Origin of the sequence: Clostridium yunnanense, assembly GCF_016595795.1 — a bacterium.
Lineage (GTDB): Bacteria > Bacillota > Clostridia > Clostridiales > Clostridiaceae > Clostridium_AR > Clostridium_AR yunnanense.
Map to the genome: position 1 here is coordinate 20,736 of NZ_JAENHN010000044.1, position 16,073 is coordinate 36,808.

16 protein-coding genes are annotated in these 16,073 nt (G+C 30.2%); 3 read left to right on the plus strand and 13 right to left on the minus strand.

The features are described 5' to 3' along the window. Nucleotides 1–33 precede the first annotated feature (33 nt). The 5 genes from tkt to JHL18_RS15840 form a co-directional block, all read right to left on the minus strand. Nucleotides 34–2,013 carry a transketolase gene (gene tkt, locus JHL18_RS15825; RefSeq protein WP_200270929.1) on the minus strand — a complete coding sequence of 660 codons (1,980 nt, stop codon included), beginning with the start codon at nucleotides 2,011–2,013 and terminating at the stop codon, nucleotides 34–36. 16 nt (nucleotides 2,014–2,029) lie between these two features. After that, nucleotides 2,030–2,155, minus strand: coding sequence for a hypothetical protein (locus JHL18_RS26305; protein ID WP_274600970.1), 126 nt, complete (start codon nucleotides 2,153–2,155; stop codon nucleotides 2,030–2,032). A 269-nt stretch (nucleotides 2,156–2,424) separates the two neighbouring features. Further along, a complete protein-coding gene (locus tag JHL18_RS15830) occupies nucleotides 2,425–3,060 on the minus strand; it encodes a class I SAM-dependent methyltransferase (protein WP_200270931.1) in 636 nt (211 codons plus the stop codon). Between the two features lie 306 nt (nucleotides 3,061–3,366). Further along, complete coding sequence (locus JHL18_RS15835; RefSeq protein ID WP_183277507.1) at nucleotides 3,367–3,564, minus strand: cold-shock protein; 198 nt, start codon at nucleotides 3,562–3,564, stop codon at nucleotides 3,367–3,369. A gap of 200 nt (nucleotides 3,565–3,764) precedes the next feature. Continuing rightward, nucleotides 3,765–4,616 (minus strand): methyl-accepting chemotaxis protein, encoded by an 852-nt coding sequence (locus JHL18_RS15840; protein WP_200270933.1) that lies wholly within the window; start codon nucleotides 4,614–4,616, stop codon nucleotides 3,765–3,767. A 210-nt stretch (nucleotides 4,617–4,826) separates the two neighbouring features. On the opposite strand from JHL18_RS15840, the gene JHL18_RS15845 reads away from it, so the two are divergent. After that, nucleotides 4,827–5,519, plus strand: a complete 693-nt coding sequence (locus JHL18_RS15845; RefSeq protein ID WP_200270935.1) for a DinB family protein — start codon at nucleotides 4,827–4,829, stop codon at nucleotides 5,517–5,519. A gap of 47 nt (nucleotides 5,520–5,566) precedes the next feature. Here the strand turns inward: JHL18_RS15845 and JHL18_RS15850 are convergent, their stop codons facing one another. The 3 genes from JHL18_RS15850 to JHL18_RS15860 form a co-directional block, all read right to left on the minus strand. Beyond that, nucleotides 5,567–6,364: an aminoglycoside adenylyltransferase domain-containing protein gene (locus JHL18_RS15850; protein WP_200270937.1), complete on the minus strand. Its 798-nt coding sequence runs from the start codon at nucleotides 6,362–6,364 to the stop codon at nucleotides 5,567–5,569. A gap of 170 nt (nucleotides 6,365–6,534) precedes the next feature. Beyond that, nucleotides 6,535–7,368, minus strand: a complete 834-nt coding sequence (locus tag JHL18_RS15855; protein ID WP_200270940.1) for a methyl-accepting chemotaxis protein — start codon at nucleotides 7,366–7,368, stop codon at nucleotides 6,535–6,537. 174 nt (nucleotides 7,369–7,542) lie between these two features. Beyond that, the gene (locus tag JHL18_RS15860) at nucleotides 7,543–7,959 is read right to left on the minus strand and encodes a YkvA family protein (RefSeq protein ID WP_200270942.1); all 417 of its coding nucleotides are present in this window, start codon (nucleotides 7,957–7,959) and stop codon (nucleotides 7,543–7,545) included. Between the two features lie 240 nt (nucleotides 7,960–8,199). Here JHL18_RS15860 and JHL18_RS15865 point away from each other — a divergent pair, with 240 nt between their 5' ends. Further along, nucleotides 8,200–9,501, plus strand: coding sequence for a VTT domain-containing protein (locus tag JHL18_RS15865; protein WP_200270944.1), 1,302 nt, complete (start codon nucleotides 8,200–8,202; stop codon nucleotides 9,499–9,501). A 101-nt stretch (nucleotides 9,502–9,602) separates the two neighbouring features. On the opposite strand, the gene JHL18_RS15870 is transcribed toward JHL18_RS15865, so the two are convergent. From JHL18_RS15870 to JHL18_RS15885, 4 genes are all read right to left on the minus strand, one after another. Continuing rightward, nucleotides 9,603–10,328, minus strand: coding sequence for a DUF6062 family protein (locus JHL18_RS15870; protein WP_200270946.1), 726 nt, complete (start codon nucleotides 10,326–10,328; stop codon nucleotides 9,603–9,605). A 259-nt stretch (nucleotides 10,329–10,587) separates the two neighbouring features. Further along, complete coding sequence (locus tag JHL18_RS15875; protein WP_200270948.1) at nucleotides 10,588–11,544, minus strand: acyl-CoA dehydratase activase; 957 nt, start codon at nucleotides 11,542–11,544, stop codon at nucleotides 10,588–10,590. Next, nucleotides 11,526–12,623 (minus strand): 2-hydroxyglutaryl-CoA dehydratase, encoded by a 1,098-nt coding sequence (locus JHL18_RS15880; RefSeq protein ID WP_200270950.1) that lies wholly within the window; start codon nucleotides 12,621–12,623, stop codon nucleotides 11,526–11,528. The genes JHL18_RS15875 and JHL18_RS15880 overlap by 19 nt, the downstream gene beginning before the upstream one ends. A gap of 1 nt (nucleotide 12,624) precedes the next feature. Beyond that, the gene (locus JHL18_RS15885) at nucleotides 12,625–13,515 is read right to left on the minus strand and encodes an acyl-CoA dehydratase activase-related protein (protein WP_200270952.1); all 891 of its coding nucleotides are present in this window, start codon (nucleotides 13,513–13,515) and stop codon (nucleotides 12,625–12,627) included. A gap of 657 nt (nucleotides 13,516–14,172) precedes the next feature. On the opposite strand from JHL18_RS15885, the gene JHL18_RS15890 reads away from it, so the two are divergent. Beyond that, a complete protein-coding gene (locus JHL18_RS15890; protein ID WP_200270954.1) occupies nucleotides 14,173–14,679 on the plus strand; it encodes a GNAT family N-acetyltransferase in 507 nt (168 codons plus the stop codon). A 180-nt stretch (nucleotides 14,680–14,859) separates the two neighbouring features. On the opposite strand, the gene JHL18_RS15895 is transcribed toward JHL18_RS15890, so the two are convergent. Next, nucleotides 14,860–15,678 carry a nitroreductase family protein gene (locus JHL18_RS15895; protein WP_200270956.1) on the minus strand — a complete coding sequence of 273 codons (819 nt, stop codon included), beginning with the start codon at nucleotides 15,676–15,678 and terminating at the stop codon, nucleotides 14,860–14,862. Nucleotides 15,679–16,073 lie beyond the last annotated feature (395 nt).

A 16,073-nucleotide genomic window follows, 5' to 3' on the forward strand; every position in this document is an offset into this window, starting at 1 on the left:
AGGTCTTTGATTTAAGGTTGAACACTCTATTTCTTAAAGCTCTTTCGCAGTTTTAATAACATTCTCTACTGTAAATCCAAATTCTTTGAAAAGTATATCTCCAGGCGCTGATGCTCCAAAGGTATCAATCGAAACAACTTTACCATCTAATCCAACATATTTATGCCATCCAAATGATGATGCTGCTTCAACTGCCACTCTCTTTCTTACAGACCTCGGCATTAACTTCTCTTTATAATCTTCTCCTTGAGCCTCAAAAACTTCTAAAGATGGTATTGAAATTACTCTTGCATCAATTCCTTCTTCCTTAAGCTTTGATTGAGCTTCGTATATTAACTCAACTTCTGAGCCCGTTGCCATAAGAAGCATATCTGGAACTTCTTTTTCACTATCTTTTAATATATAAGCCCCCTTTAAAGCTTCTGTTGACGTTTCATTATATAGAGGAAGATTTTGTCTTGATAGTACTATTGAAGTAGGACCATCCTTTCTCTTTAATGCATGTAACCATGCAGCAGCGGTTTCTTTTGAATCAGCTGGTCTAAACACATGCATATTAGGTATGCTTCTAAGCATTGCTAATTGCTCAATTGGTTCGTGTGTTGGCCCATCCTCACCTACTCCAATACTATCATGAGTCAATACATAAACTACTGGAATCTTCATAAGCGCTGATAATCTCATCGAAGCCTTCATATAGTCACTGAATACAAAGAAAGTTGAAACGTAAGGTACAAGCCCTCCATGAACTGCAATACCATTAGCTATAGCTGACATTGCATGTTCTCTTACTCCGAAGTGAAGATTTCTTCCACTTCTATCTTCCTTAGAGAAATCTCCTTTTCCTTTCATATAAGTTTTGGTAGAAGGTGCAAGATCTGCGGAACCACCAATTAGGTTAGGTACTAAATCCATTAATCTATTTATAACTTTTTCTGAAGATACTCTTGTAGCAAGCTTACCTTCAAAACTCCAATATTCTTCATTTGAGAGTAAATCCGCTTTAACTTCTCCACTATTCCAAAGCTCCCATTCACTAGCAAGTTCTGGATATTCCTTCTTGTAGCTTTCGAAAAGTTTGTTCCACTCTTCTTCTGCTTTAGTTCCTTTTTCTATGGTTTCACACAAATGTTCTCTAACTTCCTTTGGAACATGGAACTCTTCTTCATAACTCCATCCTAAGAATTCCTTAGCTTTTTTAATATTTTCAACACCTAGAGGTTCTCCATGAACTGAAGAAGTTCCCGCTTTAGGTGAACCATACCCTATTACTGTCTTTACTATAACTAATGATGGTTTTTCAGCTTCTTTTTTAGCTTCTTCTAGTGCATTTGTAATTGCAGCAACGTCATTTCCGTCTTCTACTGTAAGTACTTGCCATCCATATGCTGCATATCTTGCTCCAACGTCTTCTCTGAAGGCTATATCAGTATCACCTTCTATAGATATTTTATTTGAGTCATATAATACTATAAGCTTACCTAATCCTAGAGTAGCAGCTAGTGAAGCTCCTTCACCAGTTATACCTTCCATCATATCACCATCACCAGATAAAGCATAAGTGTAGTGATCAACAATTTCATAACCAGGCCTATTGAACTTTTTAGCTAAAAAACTTTCAGCCATAGCCATACCAACTGCATTAACTTGCCCTTGACCTAGAGGTCCAGTAGTAATTTCAACACCTACAGTGTGCCCATACTCTGGATGTCCTGGAGTCTTACTATCCTTTTGCCTAAAATCCTTCAAGTCATCAACTGTAAGTCCATATCCATATAAGTGTAAAAGTGAGTATAAAAGCATTGAACCATGTCCAGCTGATAGCACGAATCTATCTCTATTGAACCATTTAGGATTCTTAGGGCTATGTTTCATAACCTTATCAAAAATGGCATAAGCCATCGGAGCTGCTCCCATTGGCAATCCAGGATGACCTGAATTAGCTTTTTGTACAGCTTCTGCTGAAAGTAATCTTATAGAGTCTACAGTTAAATTATCAATATTTTTACTCATTCTATCTCCTCCGTTTTTAGCCAAATATAGTTTTCCAGTCATTAATGAACTTTTCTATACCTCTATCTGTTAATGGCTTCCTAAGCATTTGATGTGTAGTAATTCCTTTAATAGCTTCGTAAATTTCTTCATTACTTTTCAATTTAGCTTATATTTAGTGGTTATACCAATATAACTCCACACAATTTGCTTATCTAACCTCATTAACATTAGCTGTATCTAAAAATAATTTCATAATTCTGACTCCTTTTTATTATACACTTAATTTTCCATAATACTTAAGTAAATGTTATTTTTATTAAGAAAAGACATGTTATTTTTCATTATACTTTGCGAAGACTTTTCCTTCATGTTTGGTTCCTATACAATAACAAGATAAGGAGAAACATAGATTTCCTCCTTATCTTGTTTTCATCTATTTTTTTTACCCATGCACCTTAACCAATTCTTATCTTCTATCAAATCAATTTCTATTTCTTCAAACCCTACATCCTTTAATAAATTTTCTAGTTCATCTGCACTAAATATATTCATCGCCCCTACTTCTGCAAACTTCTCATTTCTTTCTTTAAATTTATCACTCTTATACATTTCATTTATAATCAAAAAGGTTCCTTCAACCTTTAATGTCCTCTTTATCTCTTTAAAACACTCTTTAATATTAGGCCAAAAATATATTGTTTCTACTGAAGTAATCAGATCAAATTTTTCATTTTTAAAAGGAATGCTTTCGGCAGTTCCCTGAAAGATCTCCACTTTATTTTCATCAATATAACTTTTATTTTCATCAATAGACCATCTGACACAATCGTCTGAATAATCCATACCATAAACTTTTCCTTCATCAACTTTTTGTGCTAATCGATTTACTGTCTTTCCTCCCCCGCAACCAATATCTAAAATAACATAGTTCTTATTTATATCAATTTTCTCAAGTCCCCAAGTAGTTAGATTAAAATGACTTTCATTCATATTTTCAACAACTAATTTCCCTACATCTCCAGTGGGCTTTCTACATTGATCCAATCTTCTAGCAATTTCGCTCATATATAGCACCCTTTCTAAAACATTAATTTCTATAAGATATATTACTTCAGTCAAAAACTATTTGAAAATCTTATTACAATTCTTTACCTATTAAGCAAATTATATTATCTATATAAATCTCAATATAACTTCTTCTTTTAATATTCTTTCCATATTCGTATAAAATATTTTCTCAAATAACTATAGATGTGTACCACTCAAATTAATAAATCACTGCAGTTCCTACTCAAATTTATAAAGTTAATTAAAAATAAATAAAATAAAAAACCCTTAAAGATAAATCTTTAAGGGTTAAATATCAATTTATTAAGCTAAAGTGATATTTTCAGCTTGAGGTCCTTTAGGTCCTTGAGCTACTTCGTAGTTAACTTTTTGACCTTCTTCAAGAGTCTTGTAACCATCTTTTTGGATTTGTGAGAAATGAGCGAAAACGTCTTTTCCATCTTCTCCTGTTATAAATCCGTATCCTTTTTCTGCGTTAAACCATTTAACTGTACCAGTCATTTCTGTGTACCTCCGAAATTTTATTTTTTTCTTAAACTTCTGTAATAATTCACAATAAAATTTCGATGTCCTCATAATAATAAGCACTAATTGAAATATATTTGTGTTACATTATTTACGTTTCATTTAAGTTACATACTTATAATACCATTAATGTTTATATAAATCAACCTCTTTTTAGCAATAAAATCTAATTTTTATCATAAAAATCTTTTACTAAAATCATTTAAAGCATTTATACTTTGATTTATATTCGCAACAGCAGCACTAATTTCTTCTGTAACTGCTGCTTGATTTTCACTCAAAACTGCAGTTTCTTTTATGGCTTGTGATATATTTTCAACAGAATTATTTACACTCTCTATTATGTCTCTTATTGTAGATACAGATTCTTTACTTTGCACTGCTAATTTTCTAATTTCACTAGCAACTACATTGAATCCCTTTCCTAATTCTCCAACTCTGGCTGATTCTATCGCAGCATTTAGGCCCAAAAGATTTGTTTGATCTGCAATAGCCTTGATTATATCTAAAGCTTCCTTTGTCTTATCTGAAGCCTCCATAGTACGTGTAGTAAGTTCTAAGGCTTTCTGTCCAGCATGAGCTAATTCTGTAGATGACTTCGCAATTTCATTTACACTTTGTGATACTTGGGTTATGGACTCACTTAAATCTCCAATACTACTAATAAGATACTTACTTTCATCCATACTTATCCCATCACTTATTGTCCCTATAATCTGTCCTCTATTGTTTCTTATAGGTGCCGCAATTACTCTAATTTCTTTACCAAGAACTTCTTGAGGAATTGTTCCCTTTTCAATATTCCCACTTCTTATACATTGTTTTACTAAATCAACCACTTCTGTACCATAAGTAACGTTTAAATCAAACTCCTTTGCCGATACATAAAACAAATACTTTTCTTTATCGGAAAGACCGAAAGCCATATCATCTCTAACTAAATTCTTAAGCATTGGTAGCACAATAGCATATGCTTTTAATATTTCTTCATCGCTTACTTCTTCTTTAAAGTACCTTTGATAATCCATATATACCTCCTAAAATAACAACAAAATATGTAAAACATTTCGAATTCATTTTTAGAATACTAAAAAGATTAAATTCATATATTAATTTATATTTAAACATTGAATTTTTGAGCTTTTGTAAATATATGTTATAATTGCATAAAAGTATTTTTTACTATATTTCGATTTAATATTCAATGGCATTTTGTAATATAAGGGAGATTAAGGATTATGGTAGATAAAAAGACCCAGTGGAATGAAAACCAAAAGTCACTAAAATCATTTATATTAGACGACAGTAAATTTGAAACAGCCATTAAACTATGTTTACAACAGCACTCTATGGTACATCTTTCTGAAATGTCTTCAATAAAAACGGAAAGCTTTGAAGATGACTTATGGAAAGATTTAGATGAAACTAGTATGAGAACTTCTATTAATGAAAAAGGTAGGACTATTTTATATGGTTTGTGGCATTCAGCCCGAATTGAGGATATAACAATGAATATTCTTGTAGCTGGTGATGACCAGGTAATTAATACTGATAATTGGCTTAAAAGGACACACTCTCCAATTTGTACTACCGGAAATGAACTTAATCCAATAGAAATTCTAGAATTTAGTAAAAGCTTAGATATAAACGAAGTTCGTAACTATAGAATAGCTGTAGGAAGAAAGTCTCAAAATATTATTAAAAATCTTAAATTTACAGATCTAAAAAGGAAATTTCCCAAAGAAGCCTTAAATTTAATCATTGAAGAAAAAGCTGTATCAAGTCTGCCTGCTGCAAACTGGCTTGTTGACTTTTGGAGCAAAAAAACTGTTTCTGGCATCCTGCTTATGCCTGTTACACGACATCATATAGTTCATATAAATGAATGCTTCAAAGCAAAAAACAAATACCTAAAAGGTTTAAACAAGTAAATTTGTCCAAACTTTTAAAACTAGCTTAAAGTTGAAGTTTTAAATAACTAGATCAAATTATATTTATCATTACAATAACTTATTATATCTTCAATGAAGCTTCTTGTATCCCTTAATCTAGTCACTCTAAATGTATACAAAGATTTTTTGGAAGTTTCAGTTCTTATTCTCAATGCTTCTGAAATAATCTTTTTATACTTTTCATTTACTATCTTAGCAGCAAATTCAGCTGCCTCTGTCTTAGAAGTAATTTTATTGTTTTCAAAAGTGTATAGTATTCTGCATAATGTTAAAATTGAAAATTCAATCCAGTTATCTGTCATAAAAATAAGTTTATTTTCTAGTTTTCTTTTCCAATAATAATTAAGATTATGATTCATGTTTGTTATAACGTCATTCCACTGAATATTCAACTTTAAATTTGACACATCTGGGCTCTTTATAGGAATTCCATAGTTCTTTAGAGTCCACCAAGTGACTGAATTTATATCATAATATCCGTACTCATGAAGCTTTTTATCCGAAAAGTATAAATAAGGTGAAATCTCATCATTTCCTTTACCTACTCTATCGGTCCTTATGTACATTCCTTCCATCTTACTTGCATATTTGTGTGCATTTAAAAGTTTTTGATGAATTAATTTTATTTTTTTTAATTCTACTTCATTAAAATCTTCATTAATTATTGTGATAAAATCTATATCACTTTTATTCTCATCAAAGTTTCCTAATGCAACAGAGTTATATATATACACTCCAAAAATTTTATTATTAAAAGTACACTTTAATTCATTCTCATAAGCAAAAAGTACTTGCTCAACTTTTTGAGGAATTAGTACCGTCATTTTTTTCTCCTTCTTCAAACTATTCTTCCTATGAATCTAATATATGGTAATATTATACATAGAATTTTGTAAATAACACAAGTAAATTCACATAAACTTAACATTTTAGATACATATAGCAAAAAATCATTACTTTGATATTATCAACATATCAAAATAATGATTTTTAATTAAAGCTTTCTCGCTAATTGATCTAAAACATTTGCATTGGCACTTAATTCTTGAATTGAAGCCGATATTTCTTCAAAAGCCGCTGCCTGTAACTCAAAAATAGCACTTGTATCACTTACTTTAGTTGAAATCTTTCCAACAGATCCTTCAATCTTAGTAAGTACACCATTTATCTTTTTAATTGACTCGCTGCTTGAAGCTGATAATTTTCTGATCTCTTGTGCTACTACGCCGAATCCCTTACCGAGTTCTCCTGCTCTTGCCGCTTCAATAGCAGCATTTATGCCTAACAGATTAGTTTGATGTGAGACATTTTCAACAAATCTTAAAATATCATCTGTACCCTTTGTGCTTTCTTTTGCAACTTTTACCTCACTTAAAATTTCATTGTTAGAATTAACTACTTTCTGCACTCCTTCTGTTAGACTTTGAATAGATGCAGATATCTGTTCAAGTGAAGCAGCTACCGCCTCAGAAGTTGATAGAACCTGATTTCTTTTTTCTAAAGACTTACCTACCACAATTGAACCAACTACTATATTATTATCATTCTTTATTGGAATTGCGTATGACTTAAAAGGTATTCCATATACTTCCTTAGGAACATCCATTATAATTGTTTTTCCTGAACTAATTGCTTTATGTATCGCTCCACCTTTAGGAATTATGTCCCCTACTTTTGCTTTAATCTGTAAGTTACTGCAGTTTTCAATTAACAAATATTTATTTTCATCGGTAATAGCAAAAGATGCTTCATCATCAAATAAAAGCATTAAATATGGTAATACTGTATTAAACGATTCTAGAACTTCATTTTCTGATATTTTTAACATAATAAATCCCCCTAATGATTTCTTGTCTGCATATATATTGTTTCGTTCACAAACAGTAAAACTTTAACATATATCCTTATGATTACTAATTTTGTGCTTAAATATAGAAGTTATTTTACAAGAACCAATTTAATAAGATTTAATTGAATTTATATTTTGTACTGTTTGGGACTTCTAATAAAGCCAGCTCTTAATCTTTAGAATTATGTATGTAATAATAAGAATCCAAACCAATACTATTAAGATAGCAAATAGATAACTTTTTTTCTTTATTTTATTATATTGTCTTTCAGCATCAATTCTGCACTGATCCATAACATCCTTTGGTATAAGTCTAACAGCTAAAGCGATTCCTAAAGGAACAATTATTATATCATCAAGAAGGCCTAGAACTGGGATAAAATCTGGTATAATATCTATTGGACTTAATGCATATGCAACTACAACCATAATGATTATCTTCGTATATATGGGAATATCTTTTCTTTTATAAGCCAGGTACAAAGCTCCAATTTCTTTTTTTAAATTCTTACCTTTTCCAGTAAATTTTCTTATAGAAGCACCTAATCCTCTTGAAAGTTTTCTAATCATGATTCCTCCAAATTTTGCAACACTAATATTTATTTTTAATTAGTATAATTATACTATAGGGTTCTAACGTTAACTTATGAATAGCTTACTATTTATAAAATTTTCTTTTATGGAATAATTTAGACATAAAATGTGGTTTTATTACAAATACTTATGATAAGCAATGTTAATAGATTACTTCAATTTAAAAGTATAAATCCTATATTGAAGTAATGTGTCTATATAGTAGGAGGTGATACTGTGCAACTTATAATGGATCTTTTTAATAGCTATAGTTACGCCATTTTATTTATATGTTTAACCTTAGAGCTTATAGCGTTTCCTCTCCCAGGAGAGATAATGATGACTTATTGTGGTTTTCTCATATATGAATCTAAACTTAATCTCATACTAAGTGTTTTATCAGCTACCTCAGGTGTAATACTAGGAATAAGTGTTTCATACCTAATAGGAAGAAAATTTGGAATTGAATTTATTAACAAATATTTTTCATACTTTCATCTAGATAAAAAAAACTTAGAGAAACCATCAAATTGGTTCAATTCCTATGGGAATAATTTATTACTCTTCTCCTACTTCATTCCAGGGGTTAGACATATTACAGGATATTTTTCTGGTATAACTAAAATATCTTATAAAAAATTCGCTATAAATGCATATTTAGGGGCATTAATTTGGACTTTTACTTTTATATCCTTAGGTATGTTTTTAGGTCCTAACTGGGAAAAACTTGATAGCTATATATCAAAATATATTTCTTATATTTTTCTCATATTGCTTATGATTGTTGGAGGTATATATTCATATAAAAATCATGGATTCAAGTTAGCAAGATTTAGTTATAAAATACTTAACAACACATTTATCTACATATATTCCTTTGTAAGAAATCGTAATGTTATGAGTATATTAACGCTTGCACTTATAGGAATCTTTGCGTTAATTGTAGGGATAGTTCAAGATTATATAACATCTGATTTAAATCAATTTAACTTAGTAGCAACGTATTATATAAAAGATATTTTTTCAAGCAGTTTATCAAAATTTATTACCGTATTGACACTCTTCACTTCCAATATATTTATAGTTATTTTAATCTTTGTTATTGCGATGTTTATAATTAAAAAAAGTTCTACTCCAAGGCTTGAGCTTCAATTTCTATTTACAACCATAATTGGAGGAGAAATATTATGTATATGCTTGAATACTATATTTAAGCGGTTGAATCCAATATCAAACTATTATAGTAATATAGACTACACTTTCCCTAGCCACGAAGGTTTAATTTCAATTGTTGCATATGGATTTTCTACTTTTGTGCTTTTAAAATACATAAAAAAATATCTGTATGCTGCTATTTTAATTGCATTAACTTTATTAATATGTTTATTATCTGGAATTTCGCCTATTTTATCTAATATAGAAAATCCAAGCGCAATCTATAATGGATATGTTTTTGGATTAGTATGGCTTACAATAAACCTAGTCTTGTTAGATATATATAAGATAATAAATAACAATCCAAAGTTATCTAACTTTTAATATTGATGTACCACTTCATATTGAAACTTATTAATTTTAAAAACTCTGCTAACTTCCAAGCAGAGTTTTTAATCCACTATTATAAAAAAAATAACTTCTAATCAATAATTCCCCAAAAGTTTCTCAAGTGCTCTTTGTACAGAATCTTTAGATGTTCCCCAAGGCTTATCAGCATTAAGATAATCAAATTTTTTAATAAACCATTGCAGTTCTTCCTGAAGTCTTTCTAAATTTTTTATATGTATTTGATTAGTAACCTCATACATATCAGCTATGCCTTTATTTTCAGGCAATTTCTCCAACTCATTAATCATATTTATATAATGATTACTACAAAATCCCCTAGAATTTTTGTAAAGCTCTCTAAAATCAATGTCCTTTTTCCAAAGTTCAATGGTTACCTTAATATTATCTTTATTGTTTTCATCAAGTTTACAACATATAAAACATTCACAGTTTGCCTTTATATTTGAAGGTCTACTAGGATTTTTTGATAAAGACAATAACTTCTTAACTATTGAATTATCATTTTTTTGTAGGGTTTTGTTCTTATATAATTTTTTCTTTTCCTCATTTATTATTTTATCTAACATTATAGCTAAGCCTAATTTATCACTACCTCTATTTAATTTTTCAATATGATTTTCACAAAAATTATGCTCATTTCCTATTTTAGGATAGAAATCAACATCCATTATTCTTTCGCCTAAAATAGAATGCATAAGCTGCTCCTCATAACATTTTTCCAAAACACAAAATGGGCACTCAGCCAATTTATTTTCCAAATTCTCATAAACTTTTATCTCTTCAATTTTTAACTTTTTCATAAATTCTCCCTTAATATACCCATAACAAAAATCATATTTTAAAATACTTTCAGTAATAATTTTTTATATTATAAATAAAAAAAATATATTTCCATATTTTAAATTATAACTCATTTGTATCAAAATATTTAGCTTTTTAGTTCAATAAAAGTATAGGTGCTGAAAACCTGAAATTTTCAGCACCTATACTCTACTATTAAGGATAATAGTAATATCTTATATGTTATTAATTTGATATTTGTCAAAATAAACTTATATACTATATAGCTTTCTTATTACTCCATTTACCGCATCTATCTCCAAAACATCCAATAGTACTTTCGTTTTCATTAATTCTAACAACTTCACACCTATTTGGACACCCTTCGCATTCAAAGCTTTTAGATATAAATTTACTATCAGCTAGATTGAACCCTTTAAAGTTACTCTTGCCAGTTTTTTCAACAGCTGCTTTTGCAATAAGTGCTGAGCCTATAGCCCCCATCATATTGTAGTGCTCTGGCACAAAGATCTCAAACCCTAAGGAACTTTCAAAAGCAGCTTTCATACCTTTATTTGCTGCTACTCCACCTTGAAAAAACACCTTAGATTCAATATCTTTTCCCTTCCCTATGTTATTTAAGTAGTTTCTTACTAATGCATCGCATAAGCCTCTTATAATATCAGAGTCATTATATCCAAGTTGCTGTTTATGTATCATGTCAGATTCTGCAAATACAGCACATCTTCCAGCTATTCTTACAGGAGTCGTAGACTTAAGTGCATATTCGCCAAACTCTTCAATAGGAATATCTAGTCTTTCCGCTTGCCTATCAAGAAATGAACCAGTACCTGCAGCACATACAGTATTCATTGCAAAATCAGAAACCACTCCATTTTTTAAAACAATAATCTTTGAATCTTGACCACCAATCTCAATTATAGTTCTTACATCTTTATCAATCTCAAGAGCTGCCACTGCATGAGCTGTAATCTCATTTTTTATTGCATCAGCACCTATTAGTGTTGACGCAATATGCCTGCCGCTTCCAGTGGTTCCTGCTGCACTGACCTCTATTCCATTATATTTTTCTTTAAGAATCTTAAAACCTTGCTGAATAGCATTTATAGGTCTTCCTTTTGTTCTTAAATAAAGTTTTTCTATCACATTCATTTGATTATCTATAAGCACTAAATCAGTACTTACAGAACCTACATCTACGCCAAGGTAGTACATCTAATCTTTCTCCTTTCAAGTAAATCTACAAACGCTTCTATTCTTGTGACATATCCTGCTTCTCCAGTCATCTCATCAACAACCAAAGACATTATAGGAAAGTCTTTATCACTAGATATTTTAGGTAATATAGCTTTTGAAACAATCTCAGGCATACACCCCATAGGAAAAATCTGAATAGCTCCATCACATCCATCTTCATGAGCTAAAACAGCTTCACCTATACATTCTCTCGCATGCCCACCAATATAGAGAGGTAGGTATTCTTTAGACCCTTTTCTTATATCTAGAGAATTTAGTTTAGTTGGAACAAGTGCTGTATTTTTCACCCACCAACTAGGAGTTAATCTTCTCACCGTTGAAACACCATAATCCATTAATTTATCTTCAATATATAGATTAGAAAATGGTTCTATTACAGTATATATCTCACCTATTATTGCTATTTTAATAGGTTTTTTTGTATTATCTATTTGTACATTATCTAACTGCTTTTTATAATTTAAAAGATGTTTTATCATTTGCGATGGGTTTGAAGTTTTTAAAGCCTCAGCTTTACATTTATGTAACAATCTTTTACAACTACCAGCTTCTTTTTCAAAACCCGCAAGATAATGTGCTTTTGCTTCTACCTCATCAACTAACTTAACTACTCTTAATGAATCATATAATACCTTTAATTTTTCAAATACAGTTTTTTCGCTCACCGATGATATTTTACTAACTCTAGCAAATAGTTCTTTGATCCCTATTTCTTTTGGTGCATCTATAACTATAAAGTCCAAATCATGCCCAAGTTTTTTTAGTAAATTTATCTGCATCTCGCAGTATTCTCCAAATCTGCAAGGCCCACAACTTCCAGTTATTATCACAGTATCTGCCCCTTGTTCAATTGCTTCAATATAGTTGCCAATCATTATTTTAAATGGAAGGCATATTTCTTCAGGCGAGTGCAGTGCCCCTATTTCAAGAGATGATTTACTATTTTGATTAGGTATCACATAATCAATTCCAAGACCATCAAATAACGACTTAGCTGCAAGATATACATTACCCATATGTGGAAATGTTATTTTCAAATTAACAGCTCCTTTCTAACATATCAACAAAAGCTTCTACTCTAGTTTCTAGACCCGCTTCCCCAGTATGCTCATCAACCTTAAGAATCATAAAAGGAAAATCTCCAATTTTGTCCTTAATAAGTTCCACTATCACTGAATCAATACCACAAGCGAAGGACGATATATATATTATTCCATCGACCATTTTTTCGTTGGAAGCTTCTAAAGTAAATCCATATGCATTACGAGCAAAAGTCCAGAAAGGTCTTTTATACAACTCTTTAACTTTATTATCAATTAAGGCATCATCTATGAATTCTTCTGTTATAACCCCAACCCCTAGTTTATTTAATTTCTTAACTAAATTCATATTTATAAAGTTATCGTATAAATTGTAGGGATGGCCTGCCAAAGCAACATTAATTTTATAATCCTCATTTTTTATTCCAGTTTTGTATTTATTTTGTTCACATAAAGCCTTATCAAATGCATTTCTTATTTGTGTTCTGTTATTTGTGATTGCTTTTCCAGCCTTCTGGGCCCACTGATAAAGTTCCTTTTCAGAAGCAGCATATATGGGCTCTGTTATTGATTCTGCAATACCTGGTATACTATTTAGAACCATTTCAGGCAAACCACAAAACTTAGGACAAATATATTCTCTTGACCTAAGTTGCATTATTCTTGGTATAACAATAACATCGCATTTATCCCTAAGCATTGAAACATGGCCATGAAAAATCTTTATAGGTAAACATGCCTCATCAACACAATATTTAACACCTTCATCTAAAATCTTTTTGTTCGTATCTTCCGATGTTATTATTTCAGCTCCTAGCTCAGTAAAGAATGTATTTAGGAAAGGATGATACTTATAATATAATAGTCCTTTTGGAATTCCAACTTTCATATTAACCTCCATGAAAAAATCGCTGAAGCGACTTTCTTGAATGATTTTTTCTAATCTGCCTTCTCTTAAGTGTATTGAATAAATTATGGCAAGTGAGAAATTCTTCTTTATTTTATTCTTTAACTTGTATTGTGTTTCAAGCCCGTTGTACATAGTTATTTACGTCTTTAATGGCATCTTAAATTCATAAGGAATAAAAATAAAGTTCCATTAAAGTAGTATTATCTATAATTTCAATATTATTCTAGTTAACCACAAATTTTCTTATTCTTTTGTAACATTTTTTTATTTAATAATATAATTAGCATTAGATATATATAGACTTAGTAACACAATTCCAAGTATCTTGATGCTCATCTATACAAGATTTCAAGCTGTTTAATAAAAAACTTAGGATGTGATTAATATTAAATTTATATTTTCGAAACTCTCATAAGGAACCGTGGGAGCTTTGAAAATATATTAATGAATGACTTATATTACAACTTCATGCTAAGTTTCACATCTTCCGTATAGTATGGTTAAATTCCATAGTATAACTTTTGCATCAGTTGATAATATAATAATATAATGATGTTATAAAATAACTTAATTTTTATACCATCATTATATAAACTACTACTTCACACTAAAAATACTTAAAGGAGTAAATAAACTATGCTTTCATATAGATTTACTGATGAGAAGGATGTACATCTACTTGTTTCACTAAGACTAGACTTCTTAGAACTGATTCCTACTGATGAAAACTACTACGAGATAAAAGAAAATCTAAAAAAGTATTTTGAAGAAAAGATGGCTAACAAAAGCTGTGTGGTTATGTTAGCAGAAGATAATGCAGCTATTATAGGTACTGGAATGCTATTTTTTTACGATTCAGTCCCATCCATTAAGAATAAAACCGGAAAAAGTGCTCATATAACTAATCTATATGTTCACCAATCATACAGAAAACAAAAAATAGGAACTTTAATTTTAACAAAGCTTGTTGAGTTTGCCAGGGAAAAAGAATGCTACGACATTTTACTCAATGCTTCGTATGATAGCAAAGAGCTATTTTCAAGACATGGTTTTAAGAAAGAGGAAAATAGTATGATCTATGAAGTTCCAAATAAGAAACTCACAAAAGATACCAGTGAGCTTTACAATGCAAACCCAATATAATATTAATATTTATTTAATGTTAATATCTTAGAAATAAAAAAATTTTAATTCTAATCTTCTTCATTAAGTTACGCATGTTCAAATATCCATTATAATAAATTTTGAACATGCGTAGATTAGGTTTGATATAACAAATACTACGACTATTAAATTAACTTAGTCGCAGTCAATTAAGAATTTCTACTTCCATGAAACTACAACGTCTTTTCTAGGTACAGTTCTTGAATATTTCACTGCAGGATATCCTATCACCATACAAGTAACTATCTTTTGGCCTTCTTGTAATCCTAGTAACTCCATGATTTCCTTATTACCTTGTGCTGCTCTTACAAAGAAACCACTAAAGAATGTTCCTAGTCCTAAAGCATCTACCATAAGCTCCATATTTGAGGAAGCTAGAGCTCCATTAACCTCAGATTCAGAAACTACTAATACTACTGCTGGTGCATTAAAAAATAACTTGTCCTTAGTGTTATCAGCCTTAAATTCTTCGTTCATTTGTACCCACATCTCAGCGTATCTCTTAAAATGCGCAGTCTCAGGAGTTAAATTATTAAGCATGTATTTACCGTAATTGCTTAAGCTTTCAAAAGCTAAAGCTTTTAATTTATTTAAATTTTCTCTTACTACTACATAAGAAACATTTTGTGCATTACTTCCAGTTTGTGTGAATCTTCCGGCTTCTATAATTTTATTTAATTTTTCAATCTCAATATCTTTCGATTGAAATTGTCTCACTGTTCTTCTAAACTTAATAAAGTTCATTAACCTTTCTGGTTCTATTTCAAACTCATCTTTGTTATATGCTTTAACTTCTTCCATATTATATTCATCTGTTGAAACTGCTTCTTTAGGACATATTGCAACACAGTGTCCACATTTGAAACAAGCTTCATTCTTAATCTTTGCTTTTCCATCAACCATTTCTATGTCTCTTGCAAAACAATCCTTTACGCATAATCCACAACCAATACATTTTTCCTTATTAACATTCATCATAAAACTTTACACTCTCCTATTTATTATAAGGTTTTTTTGGCAATGTTTACCTTATATTATTATTTTAGACTATTGCAATTATAACACTTAGTTATTATATTAGTCTAACTTATGATTTTATACTAAGACTCATTTTTATAGATAAAGCTCCAAGTTTTTATGTATTCCTACGATTTAGGTATATTTTGTTAATGTATTTAAGTATCATAAAATATAGTTTTAGAAGAAAACCTGTTGAACAATACAGGTTGGAAAAGCAGATGTACAAAAAAGTGGCTGAAGAATGTCTCTCAATGTCATTAAGTTAAGAAAAGACTTGCATCACAAATACGTGGTGTGGGTCTTTTTTTAATTTTCAGATTATCACTTGACAATATGCCAAGAATATGCGGCCG

Excerpts from the sequence above, each read along its gene's own strand:
- JHL18_RS15845 (WP_200270935.1), top strand. The coding sequence starts at position 4,827 with ATGGTAGATAAAAAGACCCAGTGGAATGAAAACCAAAAGTCACTAAAA.
- tkt (WP_200270929.1), bottom strand. The coding sequence starts at position 2,013 with ATGAGTAAAAATATTGATAATTTAACTGTAGACTCTATAAGATTACTT.
- JHL18_RS15840 (WP_200270933.1), bottom strand. The coding sequence starts at position 4,616 with ATGGATTATCAAAGGTACTTTAAAGAAGAAGTAAGCGATGAAGAAATA.
- JHL18_RS15855 (WP_200270940.1), bottom strand. The coding sequence starts at position 7,368 with ATGTTAAAAATATCAGAAAATGAAGTTCTAGAATCGTTTAATACAGTA.
- JHL18_RS15850 (WP_200270937.1), bottom strand. The coding sequence starts at position 6,364 with ATGACGGTACTAATTCCTCAAAAAGTTGAGCAAGTACTTTTTGCTTAT.
- JHL18_RS15885 (WP_200270952.1), bottom strand. The coding sequence starts at position 13,515 with ATGAAAGTTGGAATTCCAAAAGGACTATTATATTATAAGTATCATCCT.
- JHL18_RS15875 (WP_200270948.1), bottom strand. The coding sequence starts at position 11,544 with ATGTACTACCTTGGCGTAGATGTAGGTTCTGTAAGTACTGATTTAGTG.
- JHL18_RS15890 (WP_200270954.1), top strand. The coding sequence starts at position 14,173 with ATGCTTTCATATAGATTTACTGATGAGAAGGATGTACATCTACTTGTT.
- JHL18_RS15835 (WP_183277507.1), bottom strand. The coding sequence starts at position 3,564 with ATGACTGGTACAGTTAAATGGTTTAACGCAGAAAAAGGATACGGATTT.
- JHL18_RS15895 (WP_200270956.1), bottom strand. The coding sequence starts at position 15,678 with ATGATGAATGTTAATAAGGAAAAATGTATTGGTTGTGGATTATGCGTA.
- JHL18_RS15830 (WP_200270931.1), bottom strand. The coding sequence starts at position 3,060 with ATGAGCGAAATTGCTAGAAGATTGGATCAATGTAGAAAGCCCACTGGA.
- JHL18_RS15860 (WP_200270942.1), bottom strand. The coding sequence starts at position 7,959 with ATGATTAGAAAACTTTCAAGAGGATTAGGTGCTTCTATAAGAAAATTT.
- JHL18_RS15870 (WP_200270946.1), bottom strand. The coding sequence starts at position 10,328 with ATGAAAAAGTTAAAAATTGAAGAGATAAAAGTTTATGAGAATTTGGAA.